This is a genomic window from Nostoc sp. PCC 7524 (assembly GCF_000316645.1).
In the GTDB taxonomy this organism is placed as follows: domain Bacteria; phylum Cyanobacteriota; class Cyanobacteriia; order Cyanobacteriales; family Nostocaceae; genus Trichormus.
The window spans coordinates 6,045,131-6,067,509 of record NC_019684.1 but is presented as its reverse complement, the minus strand read 5'-3'; the positions used below and the strand labels follow the sequence as shown (position 1 = coordinate 6,067,509).

Genomic DNA, 22,379 nt, shown 5'->3' with positions numbered 1-22,379 from the left:
TAGTCAAATGATATACAATGAGTGACATAAGTCTACTGATGGCTGGTGTATTGACTGCCGGGCCAGCATCTGTGCCTAAAAAATTATCTGTGCAGTCTCCTATTCAGTCAGAGAGAGTAGGACAAAAGTCAACACAGGAATCATCTTCAACATTCCCAGATGCTGATCTCACACCACCGGAATTTCTACAGGTGGATCACAGTATTGACACCGCACGCTCATATATCAATAAAAAGTATCAATCTACACTATATAAAGTTAAAGAAAAACTTCAGTCTAAAAATACTCATACACTGCCAGAATCTACTGATTTGCGAATTGTAGCAGCAGTTCCAGATGAGCCGGATATGAGGGCAGAGTTTTCTCCATCTGTGGATGATATTTCTAGCCCCGATGCTTTAGAGTCAGACGATCCCATGACTCAAGTCATACCTGTGTCGCAGTTGGATGATGTACAACCTTCTGATTGGGCTTTTGGTGCTTTGCAATCTATAGGGGAACGCTATGGCTGCGTTAATTATGCTGGTAAGACTTATTCCGGAAACCGTGCCATCAGTCGTTATGAATTTGCCGCAGGTTTAGAAGCTTGTCTTCAGCAAATTGATGAATTAATTACTAGCAATAGAGATAACACGATAGAACCAGAGGATTTAATTCTCTTACAACGCTTACAAGCTGAGGTTAAGGAAGAACTAGCACAATTACAGCAGAAAGTCACAGGAATCCAGGGTAAAACTAACGAAATAGCAGCAAATCAATTTTCGACAACTACTAGGCTATTTGGGCAAGCCATTTTCAGCATCCAGGGAACGAATAGTAACGATGTCGATTTATTTCCCAGAGATGGAGTACCTGAGCGTCAAGGCAGAACTAACTTGACTTTTAACAATAGCGTACAACTAACGTTAGCAACTTCGTTTACAGGACGAGATTTATTACTAACAGGGTTGTCTGCGGGTAATTTGGGTTCTAATGCGTCGTCTGTATTCACTAACATGGGGCGTTTGGGTTTTGAATCCAATACAGACAACAATCTGGTAATTAATGACTTATCTTATCGATTTGCACTCTCGGATAACTTAGGGGTGGTTGTAGGAACAGCAGGTGTAAACCCAGTTAATACCTTTCGTGGAATCAATCCCTTAGAAGGTTCTGGTGACGGTGCGATTTCTTTATTCGGTCAGCGTAACCCAATTTTGGCTATTGGAAATGGTACTGGTGGTATAGGTTTCGATTGGCAAATTAGCGATCGCATCAGTCTCCAAGGCATTTACAGTAGTGAAATTCCAAGCTTTCCGGGTAACAACCGCTTAGGAGGATTATTTGGCGGTAGATTTACTGTAGGCACACAACTGACGCTAGCACCAACTAACAACCTTGATATCGGCATACATTATCTCTACTCCCATTCTCCTGATGACTTACTGGGAACAGGTATTGGTGATGCTCAATTAATTTCACCCTTTGCCGATAGCACAGCTTTTAATACCCATGCTGTGGGTGCAACTGTAGCTTGGCGCGTTAACCCAAATTTCCAATTAGGTGCTTGGGGTGGTTATTCTGTTTCTCACCCAGAAAACCTATCTGGAAGCGTAGACATCACCAACTGGATGCTGTTTGCGGCTTTTCCTAATCTGTTGCGTTCTGGTAATTTGGGGGGAATTTTAGTAGGACAACCACCAAAAATTACCTCTAGTACCTTACCCGATGGCTTTAATTTCCCTAACTTCTCCGAAGGTGGTACACCAGGGGGAAGGCGAGATACATCACTCCATATAGAAATGTTTTATCGCGCCCAACTCACCGAGCATCTAGCTTTAACACCAGGTTTCTTGGTTGTTTTGAATCCTGATCATAATGCTGCTAATGATTCTTTATTTGTTGGCACATTGCGGGCAACCTTCCGGTTTTAATTTAAATTTCCTGTAAATGTAATTACTAAGTGTTGTTAAACCACTTAGATGGTGATTCTGTTTAAATTTGTCAAACAACCAGCGTGTAATCTACTATCGCAGGCATAAATCAAGTTTGGAAAACAAAATTTAACCTCATGGTAGTTACATTTTCCACACCTAATCACGTAAGAGGAGAGATTTTGATCAATCTCACCTATGCGTGTTTTTTCATTGAAAAATTAACCAGGAGTCAATTTTTATGCAACTACGTTCATCAACCGCTAAATTGGGTTATGCAGTTTTAACCAGCAGCAGTCTAGCAGCAGCTTTAATTGGGATTGGGGGAACAAGTGCTTCAGCCCAATTGACAATTCAAAGCACTGGAACCTTATCAGGAACGATTCAACTTCCTTACTTTAATCCCAACTTCAACAATAGAGTGACTCGGATTGATACCGACTCTAACGGGACTTACTTGCGACATGGTAATTCTGTCTACCAGTCAAACTACGTCAAGATGGAAACACGCGCTGATGGTAGTTTACGCTATTTTGTTGACTTTAAGGGTATTCCGGTTGTCTCTTTAGATGGTGTTCTTACTTCACCTGCGCTTTCTAATGGCGAGTTAACTGATTACAGCTACCAAGGGAAAATTCCAGGAACCAAATTTCAAGGTGTAGTGCAGGATGAATTTGGATTAACTAGAGCTTTTTATACGGGTATTGTTACTGATCCTAAAACTGGACAGCAGTACCAAGGTACTTTTCAGATCAATGGACAAGGGCCAAGATATAGCGATCGCAACGGTGGCGAAAGTCCCACAGTATTTGATTTCAAGTCTGATATCCCAGGTACGCCCACTGTCCGATCTCTGCAAATGAAAAATTCTCCTTTGGTGAAATTGACAATCCAAGTACCTGCTGATGCAACTCTAGTTACACCTAGCACTAGCACCAATACATCAACCCCCACCCCTACCTCCAACACCAGTAAACCAACTCCTACACCCAATACCAACGTCAGCAACCCCACTCCGGTTACTAGCGTTACCACACCTAAACCCAGCCCTAGCACTAATACACCAACACCCAATACCAACGTCAGCAACCCCACTCCGGTTACTAGCGTTACCACACCTAAACCCAGCCCTAGCACCAATACATCAACTCCCACACCCACACCCAACACCAACGTCAGCAACCCCACTCCAATTACTAGCGTTACCACACCTAAACCCAGCACTAGCACCAATACATCAACTTCCACACCCACACCCAACACCAACGTCAGCAACCCCACTCCGGTTACTAGCGTTACCACACCTAAACCCAGCCCTAGCACCAATACATCAACTCCCACACCCACACCCAACACCAACGTCAGCAACCCCACTCCGATTACTAGCGTTACCACACCTAAACCCAGCCCTAGCACCAATACATCAACTCCCACACCCACACCCAACACCAACGTCAGCAACCCCACTCCGATTACTAGCGTTACCACACCTAAACCCAGCACTAGCACCAATACATCAACTCCCAGCACTGGCAATACTACATTCAAAGAAACTGTGTCACAGGCATTTGTTGCGGTCACACCTTCTGCTGAACCTAATATAGAATTCAGTAGCGGTAATACCTCTGTATCGAATCCCAGTGTTTTAGAAACATCTAGTGTTAAGTCTCAACAAACAATTGGCCCTCGCAGTCGAGTAATCATGCGCTAATTAACGGATACCAAGCAAACTAGCTCTCATTAACTCTCTGCGTTAAAAAAATCCCATATTTGGGATACTCCAATTCTGGAATCCGACTTAGGCAGATTGTAATCAATCTCATAGCTAGGAACAGAGCAAGATTGAGACAAATATCTATCTGAAGTTCTTAGTAGGAGGATTCACTACTACTAAGAACTCCTTTTTGTGATAGATGTATCTCAATAAGTTTTTAGCTTATACTAAGAATTTAAAAATTAATCATCTTGATAGCCCAAATTAAAGCATTTAACAACCTGTATACATTAACAAAGTAAATCCATATCAATTACATATCTTGCGAGTCAACAGCTATGACAGAAGAATTGATAGCCAGAGTTGTGCAGGTTTTAAGTATCAACATGAGGTGGATGACTTGGAATTTATTCCTAGCTTTTATACCCTTAGCATTAAGTATGTGGCTGTTTCGTACTAGACGCGGACGCTCTTGGGTATGGTGGTTAGGATTTCTAGTTTTTTATGCCTTCTTACCAAACGCCCCTTATTTATTAACTGATGTTATTCACTTAATCCATGACATCCGCACAATTCAATCTGTATGGATGATTACATTAGTGTTACTTCCTGTTTATTTACTGGTGATTTGGGCTGGATTTGAAGCTTATGTAATATCTTTAATTAATTTAGGTTACTACTTACACCGTATTGGTAAAACACAATGGATTTTATGGGTTGAGTTGATTACTCATGCTCTTTGTGCCATTGGTATTTATTGGGGTCGTTTCTTACGTTTTAATAGTTGGGATTTTATTACTCAACCTGATGCTTTACTAACCAGAGGGGTAGAGGAACTTTTAGGAAAGCAGCCTTTAATAATTATTGCTGTTACCTTTGTTATCCTTCTGGTTTTGTACTGGATTATGAAACGAGTCACCCTAGGTTTTGTGATGCCACAAAATACAAGGATAGGAATAAATTCAGGTGGAACGGAAAGTCACACACATCATATATAGTAACGCTTTGATTTTGGAATTTACTTGCTTAGGTAGGGAGTAGGGAATGGGGAGTAGGGAAGTAATATTTTAGGGTGGGCTTCTCCTACCCTATTTGTATTTTAAAATTCAAATAATATTTCTGTAGGATAAACAGAAAAATCAACAGTACCAGTCTTAATTATGATCGGAATCATGGGGAATTGTAACTGTTGACATAAAATCACCTGACTTGCCACTTTTGATCGCATCAAATGTACCTTTGATGGTGCCAGCGATGGGAACAGCAACCAGTGTTCCTAGTAAACCTGCGATTTCATACCCCATCAAGATAGCCACGAAAATCCAGATGGGATTTAGTCCAATAAAGTTGCCGAATAACTTGGGAGCAAGCAAGTTATCTTTGATTTGCTGCATGAGAATTGCTGCTATGGCAACTTGCACCGCTAACCACCAATTTTGTAGTAGTACCAAAAGAGTGACTGTCCCAATACCCAGTGTTGCACCAATAAAGGGTATGAGTTCCGAGATGCCAATGAGTATGGCAAACAATAAGGCAAAGGGTACTCTGAGAATTAAAAAAATAGGTGTGAGGACTACCACCATGAATAGTCCTAATAATATTTGGCTGAGAAAAAAGTTTTGAAAGTTTAGCTGCAAAGATTTAGTGAGGGGTATACCGATATTAGCTGGTAGGAGATTGATTAAACCATACCAGACGCGATCGCCATACAACAGCATATAAAATGCCAGCACAATCACTAAGACAAAATTCAGCAATCCTGAAAGCAACGTTCCAGCTAACCCCACTGCACCCGAAGCCAACTGTTGTACTACATTCTGAATGCTGGCATTAATTTGATTAGCCAATACCCTCAAATCAATAGGCAACCGTCGTTGTTTTGCAAATGCCTCCAATTGCACTAGGTTATCTTGACTACTACTTAACCAATCAGGAATTTTATTTAACAGTTGGATAGTTTGGTCAATGACCATTGGTACTAGAGTGATACCCAAAAAACCGAAAAGAGTCAAGGTAACGAGTAAAACAATTATTACAGCTTGGGTACGACTAATTCTAGCCCGTTCAAATAATTTAACTGGATAATTCAGCAAAAAAGCGACAATTGCCGCAAAGCTCAAAATGGTAAGAGGACTTTGAAAGTAGCGAAAAAGTACAGATAATAGCCAAACATTCAGAGCGACGATAGGGCCACTCAGACCATAGAATAATAAACGTTGAAGGGATGCCGAACGGCGCATCTGACGCAATCGCTTTTTGTTACTCCTTTATTGGATAGGCAATAGGCACTCTTGCAATGGGCAATAGGTAATGGAGATTAGGCATTAGTCATTAGTCATGAGTTATCATCTTTTTTGTTGTCTCCATCTCCCACCTTACGGGTAGGCTTACGCCATCGTCAGAGAAGCTAAAGCTACATCTTCCCTTATCACTTTCCTTCTACTTTTCTAAATAATATATCGGATACTGAGGACACAAATTATCATGGATAGAACCATAGCTGACCTTCGTAAAGACTATACCTTGGAGGGTTTGAGCGAAACTGAGGTTAACCCCAATCCTTTTATACAATTTAAAAAGTGGTTTGAGCAGGCATTAGCAGCTCAACTTCCCGAACCTAATGCGATGACTCTCGCCACAACTACGCCAGATGGTTGTCCTTCGGCAAGAATGGTACTATTGAAAGATTTTGATGATAGGGGTTTTGTTTTTTTCACCAACTATAACAGCCGCAAGGGACAAGAACTAGCGGAAAATCCCCAAGCAGCTTTGGTGTTTTGGTGGGCAGAACTAGAACGCCAAGTCAGAATTGTGGGGCGCGTAGAGAAAACTTCTGATACCGAATCAGATCAGTATTTTGACAGTCGTCCTGCTAACAGCCGTCTGGGTGCATGGGCTTCTAATCAAAGTGAAGTTATCCCCAAACGAGAAGTTTTAGAACAAAGGATGCAGGATTTTCAGAATAAATACGAAAATCAAGAGGTTCCTCGTCCCCCCCATTGGGGAGGTTTACGGGTGATCCCCAGAGAAATTGAGTTTTGGCAAGGGCGCTCTAGTCGTTTGCACGATCGCCTGCTTTATACTCACTTAGATGATGGTAGCTGGAAAATTCAGCGTTTATCACCTTGAGGAGTGTTGAGTTGTGAGGGAAAACAAAAAAATAAATTATTCCAAATTGACGATTAGTAAAACCTACACCTGCAAATATTAATGTTCTGACAAAACATCAAATAATTAATTTTGGTCAAATTTATCCCAACATTTTCTTAACATCAGTATATTTTTACGCTTATGCTTACGCTTCACGCTATCTAAATAATTATTAGCGTAGCGAAAAGCAGATGCACAATCGTAAGCAGCAATAGCTATAGCTTGAAAGAAAACCTTGGGCGGAACTTCTTGATTAGAAAGTTGTTGTGTCAAAATCAACAAATCATTATCTGTTGCAGGGAAAGTAGCATCTTCTGACCATTCGGGATCATAAAAGATATCTTCAATTAAAGCTTTGGACATTTTGTACCTCCCCAAAAGCAAAAGATGCAAAGCCTGTAATGAAATTCAATTGCTGCTCACGGGTTTGTAGATTATCTGGGAGTTCGGTATCAGTACATCCGATTTCCTTTAATATTTCTAAACAGTAAGCACTGAGTTCACTACCGGAAGCCTGTTCCCACTTAAGAGCTACTTCTTTAGCCTTTTCCAGATTGATTCGGATCACGTTAGTTACAGGGTTATTCATCAATGCACCCTCATGAACTGGATAGTCGCAGTTTTGATCAAAAGCACAAACTAACGTAACCGTGATTCTGCGGAATTTATGAAGATAGATAATGAAATGATCAGCGCATTTGCGGAACAGTATTTGAAGCGATCGCGGATTTCCCCTAAATATATCACAACTAAAAGCAAAATTTTATATTTTTTTAATGTCTGATGGTGACTATCTAGTCGTTTTAATCAGTTTAAATTCTGACGTATTTTTACTGAAAATAACAAAACCTGCCTTATTTTCCAGAAAAATTATTTTCAATTAGCTTAATTTATCAAATAATTAATCAGACTAAAATACAGTTTATTGCTCTATCGAGAGAGTGATTTTATTTACAAGCTAACATCTATAAATTCACTCCACAGGTCGATTTAGGTTCCTAAAGTTTCATGGTTAAAATAGTCCATGTCTCAGACTTGAATAAAGAAGACTTTGAACACACTAATAATGAACTATTTACCTATCATTATTATATAGGATAATAGCAAAATGTTTTCTTTATTTGGTCTGGTAATTCATAACTTGATCAAGACATGATCAACCTAAAAATTGAGTTATGAGTTTTTGAAAATGTTATTGAGGATTACAAATGAAGATTTTTAACATTGTTTTATCTATCCTGCGTCCAGTCAAGTTTCTCATTGCAGCTTTTACTTGTGCGCTACTATTCTTATCTAGTACAGTTCCAGCTTTTGCCATCGAGAGTTACCAAAGTGAACCTACAGAAGCTACTACACAACTGCTAGAGACACAACGTAAAACTGACGAAGTTGCTAGGTCTGCACCCCCTTCACTGAGAGAGGTTCAGAAAAAGTCCAACGAAGGACTTAATGAAGTTCAAGGTGCTGCTGACATTGAAAAAATGAAGCGTCCTGAAAATTCTCAAAGTTCAACTAGCGTAGAAGAAGAAGTGAAGAATTTTCTAGAAAAAGTAACAGGTAATAAATAAGTCAAGATACCATTGAGCAGTCACCATAATATATTGGTGACTGCCAATATATTTTCATTCAAAACTCAGTTAATGGAATTGTGGGCGGTTAGTGTGTTCTCTATTCCCTATTCCCTATTCCCTATTTCCCATTTTCTACTCCTCATTTCCTTTGATAATCTTTCCTCTGGTTGATGATGATAAAGCCTATTGTTTGTGAACCTTAGTAAAGAAGTTTGACTAGGAATGAAAAGCAATGCGTCCAATGAACATCGGTTTAACAGAAGAACAACGTCAAGGTGTAATTAATCTGTTGAATCAAGATTTAGCAGATTCTTATCTACTGTTAGTGAAAACCAAAAAGTACCATTGGGATGTTGTGGGGCCTCAGTTCCGTAGTTTGCATGAACTTTGGGAAGAACACTACGAAGAACTGACAGAAAATATTGATGAGTTAGCTGAAAGAATTCGGGCTTTGGGTGGTTATCCTGTAGGAACAATGGCAGGATTTCTGGAGATTGCTACCCTCCAAGAACATTCCGGTGATATTCCCTACGCCACAGAGATGGTAGCCCGACTGGTGGAAGATCATGAGCAGATTATTCGCAACTTGAGACAACACGTAGACCAAAGTGGCGAAGAGTTTCATGATCAAGGAACTGCGGACTTTCTCACCGAACTCATGGAAGAACATGAAGATATGGCTTGGATGCTACGTTCCTTCATCGAAGGAGAAGCATTACGGCCGGATGGCGTACAACCAGGAACAGAAACTAGAACTCCCGTAGGCGTGTAGTCAAAAGCAGATTTGAGTTTGACAGGAAGCTGAGAAACAGAGATGGGGGATACGGTGAATGATTCTCCGTATCTCTGTGGACATGATGAAACTTTGATCAAAAACCCAAACTAAGGAGTATGCAAGTGCCAGAAGTTTATCAGGCAGAACGTACTATATCTACCGTCTTTAAAGAACAGAAGCAAGTTGATGATGTAATTCGACGCTTATTAGACAGAGGTGTACCCAGAGATCATATTTCAGTTCTGGGTAGAAACTTCCAGTCAGAAACTCGAATTGCCGGCTTCATCACCAAAAGAGATGTCATTCTGGGAGGTTTGAGAACAGGGGCAATTTTTGGTTCCTTGTTTGGTTCCTTTCTCAGCTTGCTGACGGGTGTAGGTGTGCTGTTTATTCCCTTTGTCGGCCCGATTGTGGCTGCCGGTCCCATTAGCGCCCTCTTACTAGGTGCCGCTAGTGGTGCGATCGCAGGTAGTGCAGGTGCGGGTTTAGTATCCGTTCTTACCACCTTGGGAATGCCAGAAGATAAAGCCGCAGTCTACCAAACCCGCTTAGAAGCAGGCGAATTTTTACTGATGGTAGAAGTACCGAGCGATCACGCTGGCGAATTCCAATTATTACTTGAAAGTGCTGGTGGTGAAGAAATTAGCACCATCGAGAAAACCTTGGAACATCCCTGTCCAGGCCCTTGCAACAGTCCAGAAGATTTATCTCCAGAAGTTCGTTCTCATCTTTCACCAGAGGCACAAAACACATTCATTGAACGTTATAATGCCGTCTTGAATGAAACCAGTGATGAATTCACATCTGAACAAGCAGCTTGGGATGCTGTGCATCAAAAATTTGATGAAGACGAAAAAGGTGTTTGGTCAAGAGCTAAAGTAGGCGTTTAAATATTTGTTTGGCTTTAGCAGCAATCATATTTGCTCAATTTATCTCATCTTTGCAATAGACCGATTATCTTCAGGGGTGCAAGGCTTTGCGCCCCTATTAAATCTATCTATGGTTATGGTAAATGTCTAACTTAATCTATCCATCGATAGGCAGAAAAAATCATATTTTTGGATAATCTACTTGATATTGATACTTACAAGAAATAGATAACAATATGAGTAGCGACAAAAGAGTTGAAGCCACAGCTAAAAATATTGAAGGCAAACTACAAGAAGCAGTTGGAGAAATCACTGGTAATCCCTCAGATAAAGCAGAAGGCAAAGCCAAACAAGCCGAAGCTCAAGTGATACATACTACAGAAAATATCAAAGATGAAATCAAAAAAGCAGTTGAATAAGTATTCTCTGTGATTTCCATCAGCTAATCCAACCTAACAGCAAAAATTAAAAACTCCACTTTTCATTCAAAAGTGGAGTTTTTATACTTTCTAGTAATATTTGAATAAATTGACTCTAATACTAAGTTGCATTCAAACAGAATATTCTTCCTCCCTACTTCCAGCCCTAGTTACTATAGGACTCCTATTGAATTTTTGTTGGCGTAGCCTGCGCTGGCTCATAAAAACTCAGTACACCCCTACCCCCCTTCTTTCCTCTTTCCTATTGCAAGAGTGCCTACCTATCGCGCTTGCGCTGCGCGAAGCGCACCACGCAAATCATTTGGCTACGCCACGTTACACGAACACTAATTAAACCGGATTCCTATATCATTGACTACAACTCAGTATAAATTAATGACTGGTACGCCCAGTCACTAAGCCCCAGATGAAAATAGCAATTATTGCACCAATAATAGCCACAATTAGACCAGGAATACTCAAAGTAGCGGCTGTTAGCTGTAACCTTCCTGTCTGTAAAAGAGCTACTAACGTACCACCAATCAAAGCACCGATGACACCTAAAATCATGGCTGATACGATACCACCACCCTGACGACCAGGGTAAATAGCTTTGGCGATCGCTCCAGCAATAATACCAAGAATAATCCAAGCAATAATGTTCATGATTTAATTGAGCCAAACACTTACCAGTAATTTATTCATTACTATCTGGTTTTCCTTCTACCAGAAGAGATAAGTATTAATCATCTAGAACTCCTATCGCGCCATAATTTTCGGTAGAAATAATAAAATTACCGTAGGGTATGTTAGGTGCATATTTTGAGATAATTTGTCACTAAAAACATGATATGAGCGCCTAACGCACCGCCACATAACTACTTAAAATTTACTTTTGCATGGTTGCTCAGTTACCTTGGCGTTTATAATCTTCAGAAGTCTTTCTATCAAAGAAAGTAATGCCAAGCAAACTAGAAACAATAATAGGGCTTTTTAATTAAAATTCATGCAAAATCATCCTAAATCTATCTCCCCCTGGATTTTTATCCCTACCTTATATTTTGCTTCTGGTGTACCTTACATCATTATCAATACAGTTTCTGTCATTTTTTACAAAAAACTAGGCATCAGTAATACACAAATTGCCCTATGGACTAGCTTTCTCTATCTACCTTGGGTAATCAAAATGTTTTGGGGGCCAGTTGTAGATACTTACTCAACAAAAAGAAAATGGCTACTATCTACCCAGTTAGCTATGTGCTGTTGTTTGGGTATAGTAGCCTTTTGCTTACAACTACCAAATTTCTTTTTTATCTCCCTTGCCGCCTTAACAGTAGGAGCATTTATTTCTGCAACTTATGATATAGCTACAGATGGTTTTTATCTTTTAGCCTTAACACCAGAACAACAAGCATTCTTTTCTGGTATTCGCTCGCTATTTTATAGAATGGCTGTTATCTTTGGTTCAGGATTTTTAGTAATTATCGCTGGTTTACTGGAAGGACACCTCAAAAATATTCCCCTAAGTTGGACTTTAGCACTGGGTTTTTCTGCTGTTATCTTAGGAATCCTATTTATCTTTCATCGCCTAGCCTTACCCTTACCTACATCTGATCAACCACGACAAGCTAAAGCCAAGAAAATACCATTTTTTCAAATTATTAGTTCATATTTTCAGCAAGAAAAAATTTTAAATATCTTGGCCTTTATCTTCCTCTACAGATTAGGTGAGGCAATGTTGGTAAAAATCGCCTCATTATTCTTATTAGATAAACCAGAATTAGGGGGACTAGGGCTATCTACCTCAGATGTAGGCTTAGTGTATGGAACATTTGGCGTAATATCTCTGATTTGTGGTGGCATACTTGGCGGAGTGGTTATAGCTAAATATGGGTTAAAAAAATGTCTATTGCCAATGGCTTTAGCCATGAACCTACCCAATATATTTTATGTTTACATGGCTTACACTCAACCTTCATTAACATTGGTGTATCCCCTAGTTTCTTTAGAACAATTTGGATATGGTTTTGGTTTTACAAGTTTTAGTGTGTATTTAATGTATATTTCCCAAGGAGAATATAAGACATCTCATTTTGCTATCTCGACAGGCATCATGGCTTTAGGGATGATGCTACCCGGAATAGTTAGCGGTTATCTGCAAAATTTACTAGGATACCCTTTATTTTTTATCTTAGTTTGTCTACTCACCATTCCTGGCATGATTTCTCTACTTTTCATTCCTTTAAAAGCAGATAATCGTCATCAAACTATGAGTAAATTTAGTTAGTTGTAAGGACTTTAATCCTAATTAATTCCACATAAAGTGCTGAATAAAAACACAATCTTCTATACTACTAAAAAGCATGAGTTACGTTTTAGGAATAGACGGCGGCGGGAGTAAAACCGTGTGTATCTTGATGGATGATACACATCAAGTATTAGGTCGTGGTCAAGCAGGTGCATCTAATTATCAAAGTATCGGACAAGAAGCAGCATTAAAATCTCTAGAATCAGCAATTTATGCAGCAAGTAATGAAGCACTGAAGTTAACTAACAATATTAAGATTGCAGCAGTATGTTTAGGATTAGCTGGTGTAGGCCGTGCTAAAGATATTGAAATTGTTGAAAGCTTATTAAAAAATCTACAAAACAGCAAATATCTTCCCCTTAAATGGGATTTACACCCATCAAATATTGTCATTTGTAATGATGCTTTGATTGCCTTAGTTGGCGGAGTTGGTCATTCTGTGGGAATTGTGGTAGCAGTAGGTACTGGTTCCATAGTTTTCGGTCGCAACTGGCAAGGAGAAACCAAGCGAGTCGGTGGCTGGGGATATATTTTAGGTGATGAAGGTAGCGCCTATCAAATTGCTGTGAGGGGAATGCAAGCAGCATTAAAAGCCTATGATGGACGGGAAAAAAACACCAACCTGATAGAAGATTTCAAACAGCATCTTGGTTTGGCCAGTATAGAAGATTTAATAGAAGTTATCTATCGGCGAAGTTGGGGAGTTAAACAGATAGCTGCTTTAGCACCAATTGTAGATTTAGCAGCTGCATCGGGTGATGGAGTAGCTAATAATATAATTAATGATGCTGTGAGAGAATTAGTCAAAGCTACATCTACAGTAGTGCAGGAAATTTTCACTCCAGATTCATCTGTTGAAATAGTAACAACTGGAAGTGTGTGGCGGGCTAGATGCAAAGTACATGAAAGATTTACCGCATCTATGATGAAAATTTTTCCCCAGGTAAAGGTGACATTTCCCCAGCATGAACCTGCTTATGGTGCTGGTTTGTTGGCTTTGCAGAGTTTATTATGAATTAAGGGGATAGATGACGATCGCTAGCGACGCATCTACCCCCAATTTGCTGCCCAGATGACGAACCTGGAACCCTATAACCTGGTATCTAATCAACCTAGTATCAGCTGTGATATATCGATTGTCACTGGGAGAGATACGGAATTAGAAAATATTGGTGAACTTTAATTTTTTCAAAAATTCAGTAGGGGCGGGTTCACTGAGATTATGATTAATCGTTGATGATATTTTTCAACCCGCTCCTACTCAAAAAGGTTTATATCAAAATTGTGACTTCGCTAAAAGTGCTGTTCCATAAGCTGCTTCAGTATTCATAGAAGAAACCACAGGTACTTTTAAATATCGTTGACGAATAGCAGTCCAAGTAGGATTTTTTGCCCCACCACCGGCTGTGTAAACTCGGTTGAGACTATCTGCGCCTAATTTTTGCAATAATTCATATCCCTGTGCTTCTATACGGGTGATACTTTCTAACAAACCATGTAGAAATTCGACGGGATTATCTGGGCGTGGTGTCAGTCGTGGCAGTAGATTGGGATCGTTAATGGGGAAGCGATCGCCTGCTTTCAACAAGGGATAATAATCTAATGCACTAACTTGAGAACTATCAATTTCACGACTGAAGTTTTCTAACTCTGCATCAGTAAAAAATTCCCGTAGCACCGCACCCCCAGTATTAGACGCACCACCAGTCAACCACAAATCACCCAAGCGATGACTATAAATGCCATATCGCGCATCTTCTACACGGATGCGACTCAACAGTTTTAGTACCAATGTTGAACCAAGGGAAGTGACAGCTTCTCCTGGTGATGCTGCACCACTGGCAAGAAAAGCCGCAATACTATCAGTGGTACCAGCACAGACTAAGCAATCTGGAGGTAATAAGAACTGGTGAGCAATTTCAGGACGTAATTCCCCAATGGCAGTCCCTGGTGCTAATACTTGGGGTAGCTGAATTGGTAGTTGCAGATTTTCTAACCATTCTGGATATTTCAACTGTTCTACGTCATAACCCAGTTTTAAAGCATTGTGATAATCAGTGATCCCCAACTTGCCATGCAGCAGAAACGCCAACCAATCGGCTTGATGCAAGAAATATCTCGCCTCACTAAAAGCAGGTAATTGCATCATCCACAAAAGTTTAGCCAAGCTGGAGGTTGCACTTAAGACTGTATGATTTGGTGGTGCTATCTTCCTCAACTCCTCCAGCACCACTGATCCCCGCCCATCGTTGTAGAGTAAAGGCTCATATACAGGGTTGCCAACAGCATCGCAGATTAAGACTGTAGAGGAAGTACCATTGATAGCGATCGCTTTGATTTCTCGCCGCACATCTTCAGGGATTTGTACCAACAAAGTCCACAAAGCCCTTTGCCAAGATGCGGAGTCAGAAACCGCCCTAGCCTCCCAAGGATATCGTACTTGTGTCTGGATCTGCCCTTGTGCATCAATCACTATTGCCCGTGCGCCAGATGTACCAAAGTCGATTCCCAGATAACAAGTCATAGTTTTTTAACTTTTTTTAATAAAAAATAACTCGTACTACCGAATTGATCACTGCTTTTGTTGCATCTTGTAACAAGATATTCCACATTTTTGGCAAAACAAGGAAAAGTAGTAATCGAAGTGTTCAAAATCCATTTACAGATCAGGAGGTCATAACTATGTCTATCTCTGATACCCAAGTTTATATTGCTCTAGCTGTGGCGCTCATTCCAGGAATTCTGGCTTGGCGTTTGGCAACAGAACTTTATAAATAACGCCAATTCAAGATCTGGCGATGGAGCCTTGATTAAAGGCTCCGCCCCACCCTACAAGAACAATCAGGCTCATCCTGATTGTTTTTTATTCGTTCCTAGATATAAAAACAGTTATTTTTAAGCAAAAGTATATTTTTTATCATGATTAATATAAATTGCTTAAGTAATTTTCAAGTTAATCAAGGTGAGCTTGCAAGGCTCTATAGATTTAAGAGAGACTCTTTATAAAGAAAAATCAGAACGCATTAGCAAGTAATAGTAGATTAAAATTGACAATAGCAAAATTAATTTGATACCTTGGAAAGCATAAGTAACTGCCAAAACCGGGCAGATACCAAAAAACACCAAAATGAACATCTTACATTAAGTTGTGGTTTACCAGTGAGACTACAACTTGGAGTTGACACTAACACCTAAAACAATAATAATCCTGGCAGACAAGGTGCAGTTCGCATCAACTGCTGGCTAAAGAGCATAAATAATGCTGTGCCAACCAGTTACCTACGTGTGTTTTGTGTTTTTTTGACAAACAACATACGTGTAGCAATTTGGAAAAAATGAAGTAATATGTCAGCTAATCTAAGCCGTAATCATGACTAGCAGGTTCTTGATGGCTTAGTAATTCAATCAGGAAATTTCTCTTTTTTGAGCATCATGAACGCTTTTCAACCTTCCGGACTCCCGCAACAACCATCTATACAGAAAAAACAGGCTGTTCCCCGGCCAAAACGTCATCTCCGCCAACGATCATACAAAGTCATGGCTGTAGAAGTGACAGCCAAGATAGCTGTTAATTGTGCTATCTCAGCCGCCGCAATATCTGCCCTATTGCAACTTTTGCCTAATCATTTGTCACAACAAGCAAAGTTGAAAGAAGTGAGTACAGAAGTTAAGAAAATGGAAAAAATCGTCAGTAGTTTGCAGACAAAATTTAGCCGTAATTTTGATCCACGTCAAACTAAAAGTGTAATGCAACAACAAGTATATAAATTTGAACCTGGTCAGCGTCCAGTGGTGTTAACAGATCAATACGGAAAGGAAATTGAACTCTCAGAACCATTAAACTAATACAATTTTGGATTTTAGATGTTAGATGGGAAACCACTTTTTGTATCTGGTTTTTATCTTTCCATCTGTATAAGGGAAACATTAAATTGGGGATAAGAATTATAGAAATTGCTGACCAGTATAGTTGCGTATAAAAAATGGACTTTGGTGTCAGTCGCTAACAGCTAATAGTTAACAACTAATTTCGCAATAATTATTTTAGTTCTCATCTATTAGCCGTTAGAGATAATACACTCACCAAACTCGAATTAAAAATTATATTTAATTGTTGATTTTTAATTTTGCATAGTCCCAAGCAGCTAGTAACGCTACGCGAAAGTCAAAAGCCAAAACCAAATAACAATGGTAGTTTGATTTTCGCCGTGACGTGCTAGTAAAACTCATGCCACAATCTACCAGTTAAGATGTGAGGGCAATAATTCATCTAACCAATTTTCTATTTGTAAACGCAAACGATCGCCAAGAACATCTCTTTTACTATCCAGGGAAGGAAGTTGAGTCAAAGCGCGACGATAATCAGCGATCGCACAATTCCAATCACCCCAAAGATGATAAGTTCTACCCCGTTCAGCCCAAATATGCCCTTCTAGCTGACCGAAAAGCAGGACAATATCAAAATTCTCAATTGCCTGTTCGTATTGTCCCAAGTCGCGGAGAGTAATCCCTCGATTAATCCAGGCGCGGACATGGCGCGGATTAAAATCAATAGCGCGATCATAGTCAGCCAATGCTGCTGATAATTCACCACAAGCCGCGTAGTAGTTGGCGCGGTTATTGTAAGCACTAGCTAAATGAGGATTGAACTTGAGTGCTGCGTTGTAGTCACGCAGTGCTTTTTGCATTTCACCACTTTGGAAATAAATTAACCCCCGGTTATTGTAATCCACTGCATTGTGTGGATGACGGTTAATCAACTCAGACAAAAGAGCGATCGCGTCTGTGTAATTTCCTTGTTGAGCCAACTGCAAAGCACAAGAGCGTAAATAGCTATCACCGTGATATCCCTGTCCTTGTTCAGAGAAGGTAGTATTTGCAACAAATTGATAGCAGTTATTTTGCTGGTCGCCAGAAGCTAAAAATGAGTGCCTATTCATGTGTTTTTACCTGAGCTGCTTGCTCTTGTACAGAGAATCAGAGTTTTTGCTGTTATGGTAGTTTTGCTTTTGTAGCACCTGTACAGGTATTGATAATTACTGCCAAACCAGCATCCAGCTGCCTTTGAGTAACTACAACAAGCGCAAAACTTACCCTAATACAGACAATTAATGCTCCAATCTAGTAATAGATACGTCATTCTCAGGTTAAATTCCTGAAACATCAAATATTAATCTCTAAGAAGATTCCAGTAGTCAGAGTAACCAATTGGTAAAATGCCAAAGAGAAGAGAGCAGGGGAGCAGGGGAGGACAAGGGAGAATTTCTTCCTAATTCACCAATTCCCAGTCCCCAGTCCCCAGTCCCCAATCCCCAGTCCCCAACCCCCAATATTTCCTATGACAACCACAATCGCTTACCAAAACGCCCCCGATTTAGCAGCAGATGATTATGTTGTGATCGGTCTAGCAACCTGCTTCATCAAAGACGCTGGAGAAGTTCATCAAGTTGAAATCATTGAACCAATTCCCTCGGCTGCTTTAGAAGCTCTGTTAAAAGGTATTTCTACCTCCTACAAGTTAGCCGTTGCCACCAACGTCAGCGCAGTAGTGAACGGTGAGCAACCAAGTTTACCAGTCGGGTTTCCAGAATCGGCTCAATTTGCCGATGAATTTGTACAACGGGTGTTTGCAGCAGCTCGCACCTACAAGCGTCGTGAAAGCGCACAAGCCCTAATTCCTTTAGGTACAACCTACACTGATTTTCAATATTCCCTGGAGCGTAAGCGGGTACTCAACGCCACTAGACTGGTAACAAAAGACGATAATGTGAAACAGCATTCTCACACTCACAAAGTTCTTTAATCTCAGGTATTTATGCTGAAACTCTATGGTGGCGCGTTCAGTCGTGCTTCAATCGTGAAGTGGTATTTAGAAGAACTGGGTGTTCCTTACGAGTTTGTCATGCTAGATATGCAAGCAGGGGAACACCGCCAACCTGAATACTTAAAAATTAACCCCATCGGTAAAGTCCCAGCAATTGTAGATGGGGATTTCCAACTTTGGGAATCAGGCGCAATTTTGCTGTATTTGAGCGACAAGTATGGTAACGTCTCCCTATCACCAGAGGAACGGGCAATACTTTCTCAATGGGTGTTATTTGCCAATGCTACCCTTGGTCCTGGTATTTTTGTAGAAGCAAATCGTGAGCGAGAAATGTCTCGATTGCTCACTCCCCTAAATGAAATTTTTGAGAAGCAACCTTTTGTATTAGGACAAGAATTCAGTGTTGCGGATGTTGCTGTTGGGTCGATTTTGGCTTACATTCCCATGATGTTGAAGCTAGACCTCAGTGATTATCCAGCTGTAGTAAACTATATCAAGCAAATAACTGAGCGTCCCGCATTTCAAAAGAGCATCGGCGCAAGGTCGTAGCCAACTCAGTAATTTGTGAATTGCAAAGCTACAGGATAGTAGGGTGCGTCAGCATGAATAACTTCTTGAGTCAGCTAGGCTTTCTCGCACTGACGCACCCTACATCTTGGATACTTTTTTATTTGGAAGTCCCTGAACTGTTATCGATAGTTAGTAAATTGCAAAGCTACAGGATAGTCTTCTTGCTTTAAACGTTGGATAACAGTTTGCAAATCGTCTTTAGCTTTGGCAGATACTCGCACCGCATCGCCTTGAATTGAGGCTTGAACCTTTTTAAATTCATCACGGATAAGTTTGGAAATCTGCTTGGCGATATCTTGACTAATGCCTTTTTTGAGTGTGATTTCTTGACGGACGCGATTACCACTAGCAGATTCTACTTTGCCAAAATCAAAGATTTTCTGGGAAAGATTCCGCTTGGCGGCCTTTTCCCGCAGAATGTTGTGTACAGACTCTAGAGTAAATTCGCTATCAGTCCCGATAGTAATGGTTTGTTCACCCAACTCAACAGTAGTTTGGGTATCCTTGAGGTCGTAACGACTTCTGAGTTCTCGGACGACTTGATCAACAGCATTCACCAATTCTTGCTGATCAAAATCACTCACAATGTCAAAGGAATAAGTAGCAGCCATAAACAATTTTGGACTTGAAATGTTGGATTAGGAACTGGGGATTGGGGACTGGGGACTGGGGACTAGGGATTGGGGATTTGGTAAAAGTTTTTCTCTCTTGCTCTGTGTTATCTCCTAAGCAATGCCCGATGCCCGATGCCCAATACCCACCAATTAACCCCTAGCTTGAATGATACTCAGGAAAATGAGAGTAGCACAGCTAAGAGAGCCAATGCCAAACATGAGCGATCGCAATAACGGTATATTCAAAATATAGAAGACTGAGTATAGCAAACGAGCTACAACAAAGGCGATCGCAGCCCAAAACGCTGTAGGAGAATTCACTCCAGTGACATAAGCCATTAGTGCAGCTGCCGCAAACACCATAAAGGTTTCAAAGGAGTTTTGATGCGCCCAGGCAGCTCGTTGGGCGTAGGGCGGCAATTTATCAAACATGGCGCGAGGGGCAGAAACATCATACCCAACTCGCGCACGGGCATAGCCCACAACTAAAAATGGCAAGTAAATTAGCACCGCAGCTGCGGCGATCGCATACAAAAAAATAATCATGAATCTATAATCTATAGCCATTAGTCTATAGTCTGTCATTTATTTTGGACTATTGACCATTGACTGTTGACTAATCAAAGTAGAAAAGTGTCACCACCTTTCTTTGTTCTTCAGCATCGCTACAAGTTTGTAGCAGAGTGCGACTGTCATGAAATGCGAAGCAAATCAGCTGCTGGCAACGAGAGACAATTTCCTTGTTGCACAAGTAACTAGCTTCAGCCAGAGACAAGTTATCATTACTAGGATTTTCTACCAAGTGCATAACCTGTTCTAGCTGCTGGCGTGATTCCAGGGGCTGGCGTTCCAAGCTTTGGGGTAGAATTACCGTCAACAAATTGGGATCAGCCCGCATGGCTCCTTTAATAGCAGCCGAGTTAGTACCCGTAGCACCGGATGTGATGACTCGATTACCCGATAAAACTAGGGCATAAGTCATCATTTCAATGAGATTTTGATGCGTAATCGGCACATGACGAGAACCCAGCAAGGCAATTCTTTTAGAACCTGTTTGCTGGATTGTCGCCAGTTCTTGCGCTAACGTATCGAGGTTAATAAGGTCTATTGACTGACTCAAAGACGGAGATGATCAGATTAAACAACCAAGCTATTTTACCAAAGAGCGTGTAAATGCGAAGCGAACTTGAGTTACATACTACTAAGTTTTTTGAATTAGGATTGTTGGGATGTTGGGGAGTAGGGAGTGGGGAGTGGAGAGTGGGGGAAGATGGGGGTGATGGGGAAGATGGGGAAGATGGGGAGGATACTTAGCTTGTAACTTAGAAATCACTACTCAGCACTCACTACTCAGCACTGGCTAAACGCCGCGCTACTGCTAACAGCACTCTAGTGTTGCTGGTGTTAAACCTAGCTTAGATAACAGGCGAGCAATATCGAAATTCTCAGCCATTAACTGACGAATACACTCTACTTTAATTGGCTCGTGAACACGGACTTGTCCAAAAGTGCGATCAACGATTTCGACGGTGGTGAGAGTATCTAAGTCTACTGACAAAATAGGAATTTCTAATTCTTCAGCACGACTGAGAATAAACTGTGGTGGGGGCAATTGTCCGGTGAGGATGAGACATTGGGTGGACGTTTCCAAAGCTGCTTGCTGAATTTCTACACGATCGCCCCCTGTGACTACTGCCATATTGCGCCGTTTACGGAAATATTTGACAGCCGCATTCACGTTCATTGCCCCAATTGCTAGGCTCTCTACCATTAAATCTAAGCGATCGCTACGACAGAGAACTTCGGCTTTGAGCTGTTTGACTAATTCGCCCACGCTGACACTACGGAGTAAATCATTTTTGGGCAGCATTCCTAGGACAGCAATTCCCTGGTTTTCTAAGTAGGGACGCATGAAATTCTCCACAGTTTCTAACTGTGTTGTGGGAATGTCGTTAATGACAACCCCCAGCAGGCGATCGCCTACACGCTGCTTGGCAGATAATATCGACTCCACAGAACTTAGCGATTGGTAGCGGGTTACTAGCAGTACGCCAGCATCTAGCACTTGCGCCACCTGTAGCAAAGACAAATCAAACAAATGACCTTCCGCCATATCGCCAGGGCCTTCTAACAGCACTAAATCCCCTCTCGGAATTTGCAAATATTCCTTGATTAAAGACTGGCGATAATCAGTTTTGTCTTCACCCCGTAAGCGTCTCTGCACACTGGCTTCATTCAAAGCCAGCATTGTAGGTACAATCCGGTTTGCCGATAGGTTGAGACTATGAGTAATAAACTGGACATCTTCGTCAACTACACAGCCATCAGATGTACTCAGACAATTGCCTAGGGGTTTACCGTAAGCAATATCTAATCCTTTTTGCTGTAGCTGATGAGACAAACCCAGAACTGTTGCCGACTTACCACTGTAAGTCTCAGTTGAGCCAATCAGCAAATATTTAGCAGATTTTGGCACACATGCACTCCTAATTGCAAAAGGAAGTAAAACCCAGCCAGGTGTTTATTAATTTTAGTTGTTTCTGGCAGAGACTTGATGCGATCGCTAAATCAATTTTCCCTAGAAATACTTTATTGAATGTAAATTTTATTGCTTGTATTTTTATATATTTCTACTAATAACCTATAAGTTTT

Annotated in this window: 25 protein-coding genes; 15 read left to right on the top strand and 10 right to left on the bottom strand. The window is 40.7% G+C overall.

What is annotated here, in order from left to right; translation table 11 throughout:
• The first annotated feature begins 17 nt into the window (after positions 1 to 17).
• The 3 genes from NOS7524_RS24875 (at position 18) to NOS7524_RS24865 (ending at position 4,625) form a co-directional block, all read left to right on the top strand.
• Positions 18 to 1,913 carry an iron uptake porin gene (locus NOS7524_RS24875; protein WP_041555444.1) on the top strand — a complete coding sequence of 632 codons (1,896 nt, stop codon included), beginning with the start codon at positions 18 to 20 and terminating at the stop codon, positions 1,911 to 1,913.
• Between the two features lie 241 nt (positions 1,914 to 2,154).
• Positions 2,155 to 3,624 carry a hypothetical protein gene (locus tag NOS7524_RS30835; RefSeq protein WP_015141242.1) on the top strand — a complete coding sequence of 490 codons (1,470 nt, stop codon included), beginning with the start codon at positions 2,155 to 2,157 and terminating at the stop codon, positions 3,622 to 3,624.
• 341 nt (positions 3,625 to 3,965) lie between these two features.
• On the top strand, positions 3,966 to 4,625 hold the full coding sequence (locus tag NOS7524_RS24865) for a DUF1361 domain-containing protein (protein WP_015141241.1): 660 nt from the start codon (positions 3,966 to 3,968) through the stop codon (positions 4,623 to 4,625).
• 156 nt (positions 4,626 to 4,781) lie between these two features.
• Here the strand turns inward: NOS7524_RS24865 and NOS7524_RS24860 are convergent, their stop codons facing one another.
• Positions 4,782 to 5,867 carry an AI-2E family transporter gene (locus tag NOS7524_RS24860; RefSeq protein WP_015141240.1) on the bottom strand — a complete coding sequence of 362 codons (1,086 nt, stop codon included), beginning with the start codon at positions 5,865 to 5,867 and terminating at the stop codon, positions 4,782 to 4,784.
• A 244-nt stretch (positions 5,868 to 6,111) separates the two neighbouring features.
• Here NOS7524_RS24860 and pdxH point away from each other — a divergent pair, with 244 nt between their 5' ends.
• Entirely contained in the window at positions 6,112 to 6,756 is a 645-nt protein-coding gene (gene pdxH / locus NOS7524_RS24855) for a pyridoxamine 5'-phosphate oxidase (RefSeq protein WP_015141239.1), read from the top strand.
• Positions 6,757 to 6,861: 105 nt separating this feature from the next.
• On the opposite strand, the gene NOS7524_RS24850 is transcribed toward pdxH, so the two are convergent.
• Both NOS7524_RS24850 and NOS7524_RS24845 read right to left on the bottom strand, forming a co-directional pair.
• Positions 6,862 to 7,140, bottom strand: coding sequence for a hypothetical protein (locus NOS7524_RS24850; protein WP_015141238.1), 279 nt, complete (start codon positions 7,138 to 7,140; stop codon positions 6,862 to 6,864).
• On the bottom strand, positions 7,121 to 7,366 hold the full coding sequence (locus tag NOS7524_RS24845; RefSeq protein WP_015141237.1) for a hypothetical protein: 246 nt from the start codon (positions 7,364 to 7,366) through the stop codon (positions 7,121 to 7,123). Before NOS7524_RS24845 ends, NOS7524_RS24850 begins: the two co-directional genes overlap by 20 nt.
• Positions 7,367 to 7,985: 619 nt before the next feature.
• Here NOS7524_RS24845 and NOS7524_RS24840 point away from each other — a divergent pair.
• The 4 genes from NOS7524_RS24840 (at position 7,986) to NOS7524_RS24825 (ending at position 10,411) form a co-directional block, all read left to right on the top strand.
• Positions 7,986 to 8,345, top strand: coding sequence for a hypothetical protein (locus NOS7524_RS24840; protein WP_015141236.1), 360 nt, complete (start codon positions 7,986 to 7,988; stop codon positions 8,343 to 8,345).
• 235 nt (positions 8,346 to 8,580) lie between these two features.
• Complete coding sequence (locus NOS7524_RS24835; RefSeq protein ID WP_015141235.1) at positions 8,581 to 9,120, top strand: Dps family protein; 540 nt, start codon at positions 8,581 to 8,583, stop codon at positions 9,118 to 9,120.
• Positions 9,121 to 9,245: 125 nt separating this feature from the next.
• A complete protein-coding gene (locus NOS7524_RS24830) occupies positions 9,246 to 10,013 on the top strand; it encodes a ChaB family protein (RefSeq protein ID WP_015141234.1) in 768 nt (255 codons plus the stop codon).
• A gap of 215 nt (positions 10,014 to 10,228) precedes the next feature.
• On the top strand, positions 10,229 to 10,411 hold the full coding sequence (locus tag NOS7524_RS24825; RefSeq protein WP_015141233.1) for a CsbD family protein: 183 nt from the start codon (positions 10,229 to 10,231) through the stop codon (positions 10,409 to 10,411).
• Positions 10,412 to 10,804: 393 nt separating this feature from the next.
• Here NOS7524_RS24825 and NOS7524_RS24820 read toward each other — a convergent pair whose 3' ends face one another.
• Positions 10,805 to 11,077, bottom strand: a complete 273-nt coding sequence (locus NOS7524_RS24820; protein ID WP_015141232.1) for a GlsB/YeaQ/YmgE family stress response membrane protein — start codon at positions 11,075 to 11,077, stop codon at positions 10,805 to 10,807.
• Between the two features lie 340 nt (positions 11,078 to 11,417).
• Between NOS7524_RS24820 and NOS7524_RS24815 the strand changes: the two genes are divergently transcribed.
• Both NOS7524_RS24815 and NOS7524_RS24810 read left to right on the top strand, forming a co-directional pair.
• On the top strand, positions 11,418 to 12,698 hold the full coding sequence (locus NOS7524_RS24815) for an AmpG family muropeptide MFS transporter (protein WP_015141231.1): 1,281 nt from the start codon (positions 11,418 to 11,420) through the stop codon (positions 12,696 to 12,698).
• 76 nt (positions 12,699 to 12,774) lie between these two features.
• The gene (locus NOS7524_RS24810; protein ID WP_015141230.1) at positions 12,775 to 13,734 is read left to right on the top strand and encodes an N-acetylglucosamine kinase; all 960 of its coding nucleotides are present in this window, start codon (positions 12,775 to 12,777) and stop codon (positions 13,732 to 13,734) included.
• 261 nt (positions 13,735 to 13,995) lie between these two features.
• Here the strand turns inward: NOS7524_RS24810 and NOS7524_RS24805 are convergent, their stop codons facing one another.
• Positions 13,996 to 15,243, bottom strand: coding sequence for an FGGY-family carbohydrate kinase (locus tag NOS7524_RS24805; RefSeq protein ID WP_015141229.1), 1,248 nt, complete (start codon positions 15,241 to 15,243; stop codon positions 13,996 to 13,998).
• Between the two features lie 158 nt (positions 15,244 to 15,401).
• On the opposite strand from NOS7524_RS24805, the gene psaM reads away from it, so the two are divergent.
• Both psaM and NOS7524_RS24795 read left to right on the top strand, forming a co-directional pair.
• Complete coding sequence (psaM, locus tag NOS7524_RS24800; RefSeq protein ID WP_015141228.1) at positions 15,402 to 15,497, top strand: photosystem I reaction center subunit XII; 96 nt, start codon at positions 15,402 to 15,404, stop codon at positions 15,495 to 15,497.
• Between the two features lie 654 nt (positions 15,498 to 16,151).
• On the top strand, positions 16,152 to 16,565 hold the full coding sequence (locus NOS7524_RS24795) for a hypothetical protein (RefSeq protein ID WP_015141227.1): 414 nt from the start codon (positions 16,152 to 16,154) through the stop codon (positions 16,563 to 16,565).
• A gap of 392 nt (positions 16,566 to 16,957) precedes the next feature.
• On the opposite strand, the gene NOS7524_RS24790 is transcribed toward NOS7524_RS24795, so the two are convergent.
• Positions 16,958 to 17,659, bottom strand: a complete 702-nt coding sequence (locus NOS7524_RS24790; protein WP_015141226.1) for a tetratricopeptide repeat protein — start codon at positions 17,657 to 17,659, stop codon at positions 16,958 to 16,960.
• 398 nt (positions 17,660 to 18,057) lie between these two features.
• Between NOS7524_RS24790 and NOS7524_RS24785 the strand changes: the two genes are divergently transcribed.
• Positions 18,058 to 18,522 carry a hypothetical protein gene (locus tag NOS7524_RS24785; RefSeq protein ID WP_015141225.1) on the top strand — a complete coding sequence of 155 codons (465 nt, stop codon included), beginning with the start codon at positions 18,058 to 18,060 and terminating at the stop codon, positions 18,520 to 18,522.
• A gap of 12 nt (positions 18,523 to 18,534) precedes the next feature.
• Positions 18,535 to 19,092: a glutathione S-transferase family protein gene (locus NOS7524_RS24780; RefSeq protein ID WP_015141224.1), complete on the top strand. Its 558-nt coding sequence runs from the start codon at positions 18,535 to 18,537 to the stop codon at positions 19,090 to 19,092.
• Between the two features lie 140 nt (positions 19,093 to 19,232).
• Here the strand turns inward: NOS7524_RS24780 and NOS7524_RS24775 are convergent, their stop codons facing one another.
• The 3 genes from NOS7524_RS24775 to NOS7524_RS24765 form a co-directional block, all read right to left on the bottom strand.
• The gene (locus NOS7524_RS24775; protein WP_015141223.1) at positions 19,233 to 19,724 is read right to left on the bottom strand and encodes a YajQ family cyclic di-GMP-binding protein; all 492 of its coding nucleotides are present in this window, start codon (positions 19,722 to 19,724) and stop codon (positions 19,233 to 19,235) included.
• A gap of 153 nt (positions 19,725 to 19,877) precedes the next feature.
• Positions 19,878 to 20,273, bottom strand: a complete 396-nt coding sequence (locus tag NOS7524_RS24770) for an MAPEG family protein (RefSeq protein WP_051039212.1) — start codon at positions 20,271 to 20,273, stop codon at positions 19,878 to 19,880.
• A gap of 70 nt (positions 20,274 to 20,343) precedes the next feature.
• The gene (locus NOS7524_RS24765) at positions 20,344 to 20,847 is read right to left on the bottom strand and encodes a hypothetical protein (RefSeq protein WP_015141221.1); all 504 of its coding nucleotides are present in this window, start codon (positions 20,845 to 20,847) and stop codon (positions 20,344 to 20,346) included.
• Positions 20,848 to 20,900: 53 nt separating this feature from the next.
• Between NOS7524_RS24765 and NOS7524_RS30270 the strand changes: the two genes are divergently transcribed.
• The gene (locus tag NOS7524_RS30270) at positions 20,901 to 21,041 is read left to right on the top strand and encodes a hypothetical protein (protein WP_171815393.1); all 141 of its coding nucleotides are present in this window, start codon (positions 20,901 to 20,903) and stop codon (positions 21,039 to 21,041) included.
• Positions 21,042 to 21,105: 64 nt separating this feature from the next.
• Here the strand turns inward: NOS7524_RS30270 and NOS7524_RS24760 are convergent, their stop codons facing one another.
• The gene (locus NOS7524_RS24760; RefSeq protein WP_015141220.1) at positions 21,106 to 22,203 is read right to left on the bottom strand and encodes a phosphotransacetylase family protein; all 1,098 of its coding nucleotides are present in this window, start codon (positions 22,201 to 22,203) and stop codon (positions 21,106 to 21,108) included.
• Between the last annotated feature and the right edge of the window lie 176 nt (positions 22,204 to 22,379).

What these genes read in the sequence shown, in the direction of transcription:
- NOS7524_RS24805 (WP_015141229.1), bottom strand. Translation starts at nt 15,243, where the DNA reads ATGACTTGTTATCTGGGAATCGACTTTGGTACATCTGGCGCACGGGCA.
- NOS7524_RS30270 (WP_171815393.1), top strand. Translation starts at nt 20,901, where the DNA reads ATGCGAAGCGAACTTGAGTTACATACTACTAAGTTTTTTGAATTAGGA.
- NOS7524_RS24810 (WP_015141230.1), top strand. Translation starts at nt 12,775, where the DNA reads ATGAGTTACGTTTTAGGAATAGACGGCGGCGGGAGTAAAACCGTGTGT.
- psaM (WP_015141228.1), top strand. Translation starts at nt 15,402, where the DNA reads ATGTCTATCTCTGATACCCAAGTTTATATTGCTCTAGCTGTGGCGCTC.
- NOS7524_RS24845 (WP_015141237.1), bottom strand. Translation starts at nt 7,366, where the DNA reads ATGAATAACCCTGTAACTAACGTGATCCGAATCAATCTGGAAAAGGCT.
- NOS7524_RS24770 (WP_051039212.1), bottom strand. Translation starts at nt 20,273, where the DNA reads ATGATTATTTTTTTGTATGCGATCGCCGCAGCTGCGGTGCTAATTTAC.
- NOS7524_RS24790 (WP_015141226.1), bottom strand. Translation starts at nt 17,659, where the DNA reads ATGAATAGGCACTCATTTTTAGCTTCTGGCGACCAGCAAAATAACTGC.
- NOS7524_RS30835 (WP_015141242.1), top strand. Translation starts at nt 2,155, where the DNA reads ATGCAACTACGTTCATCAACCGCTAAATTGGGTTATGCAGTTTTAACC.
- NOS7524_RS24795 (WP_015141227.1), top strand. Translation starts at nt 16,152, where the DNA reads ATGAACGCTTTTCAACCTTCCGGACTCCCGCAACAACCATCTATACAG.
- NOS7524_RS24785 (WP_015141225.1), top strand. Translation starts at nt 18,058, where the DNA reads ATGACAACCACAATCGCTTACCAAAACGCCCCCGATTTAGCAGCAGAT.
- pdxH (WP_015141239.1), top strand. Translation starts at nt 6,112, where the DNA reads ATGGATAGAACCATAGCTGACCTTCGTAAAGACTATACCTTGGAGGGT.
- NOS7524_RS24840 (WP_015141236.1), top strand. Translation starts at nt 7,986, where the DNA reads ATGAAGATTTTTAACATTGTTTTATCTATCCTGCGTCCAGTCAAGTTT.
- NOS7524_RS24815 (WP_015141231.1), top strand. Translation starts at nt 11,418, where the DNA reads ATGCAAAATCATCCTAAATCTATCTCCCCCTGGATTTTTATCCCTACC.
- NOS7524_RS24775 (WP_015141223.1), bottom strand. Translation starts at nt 19,724, where the DNA reads ATGGCTGCTACTTATTCCTTTGACATTGTGAGTGATTTTGATCAGCAA.
- NOS7524_RS24780 (WP_015141224.1), top strand. Translation starts at nt 18,535, where the DNA reads ATGCTGAAACTCTATGGTGGCGCGTTCAGTCGTGCTTCAATCGTGAAG.
- NOS7524_RS24875 (WP_041555444.1), top strand. Translation starts at nt 18, where the DNA reads ATGAGTGACATAAGTCTACTGATGGCTGGTGTATTGACTGCCGGGCCA.
- NOS7524_RS24865 (WP_015141241.1), top strand. Translation starts at nt 3,966, where the DNA reads ATGACAGAAGAATTGATAGCCAGAGTTGTGCAGGTTTTAAGTATCAAC.
- NOS7524_RS24850 (WP_015141238.1), bottom strand. Translation starts at nt 7,140, where the DNA reads ATGTCCAAAGCTTTAATTGAAGATATCTTTTATGATCCCGAATGGTCA.
- NOS7524_RS24835 (WP_015141235.1), top strand. Translation starts at nt 8,581, where the DNA reads ATGCGTCCAATGAACATCGGTTTAACAGAAGAACAACGTCAAGGTGTA.
- NOS7524_RS24860 (WP_015141240.1), bottom strand. Translation starts at nt 5,867, where the DNA reads ATGCGCCGTTCGGCATCCCTTCAACGTTTATTATTCTATGGTCTGAGT.
- NOS7524_RS24825 (WP_015141233.1), top strand. Translation starts at nt 10,229, where the DNA reads ATGAGTAGCGACAAAAGAGTTGAAGCCACAGCTAAAAATATTGAAGGC.
- NOS7524_RS24820 (WP_015141232.1), bottom strand. Translation starts at nt 11,077, where the DNA reads ATGAACATTATTGCTTGGATTATTCTTGGTATTATTGCTGGAGCGATC.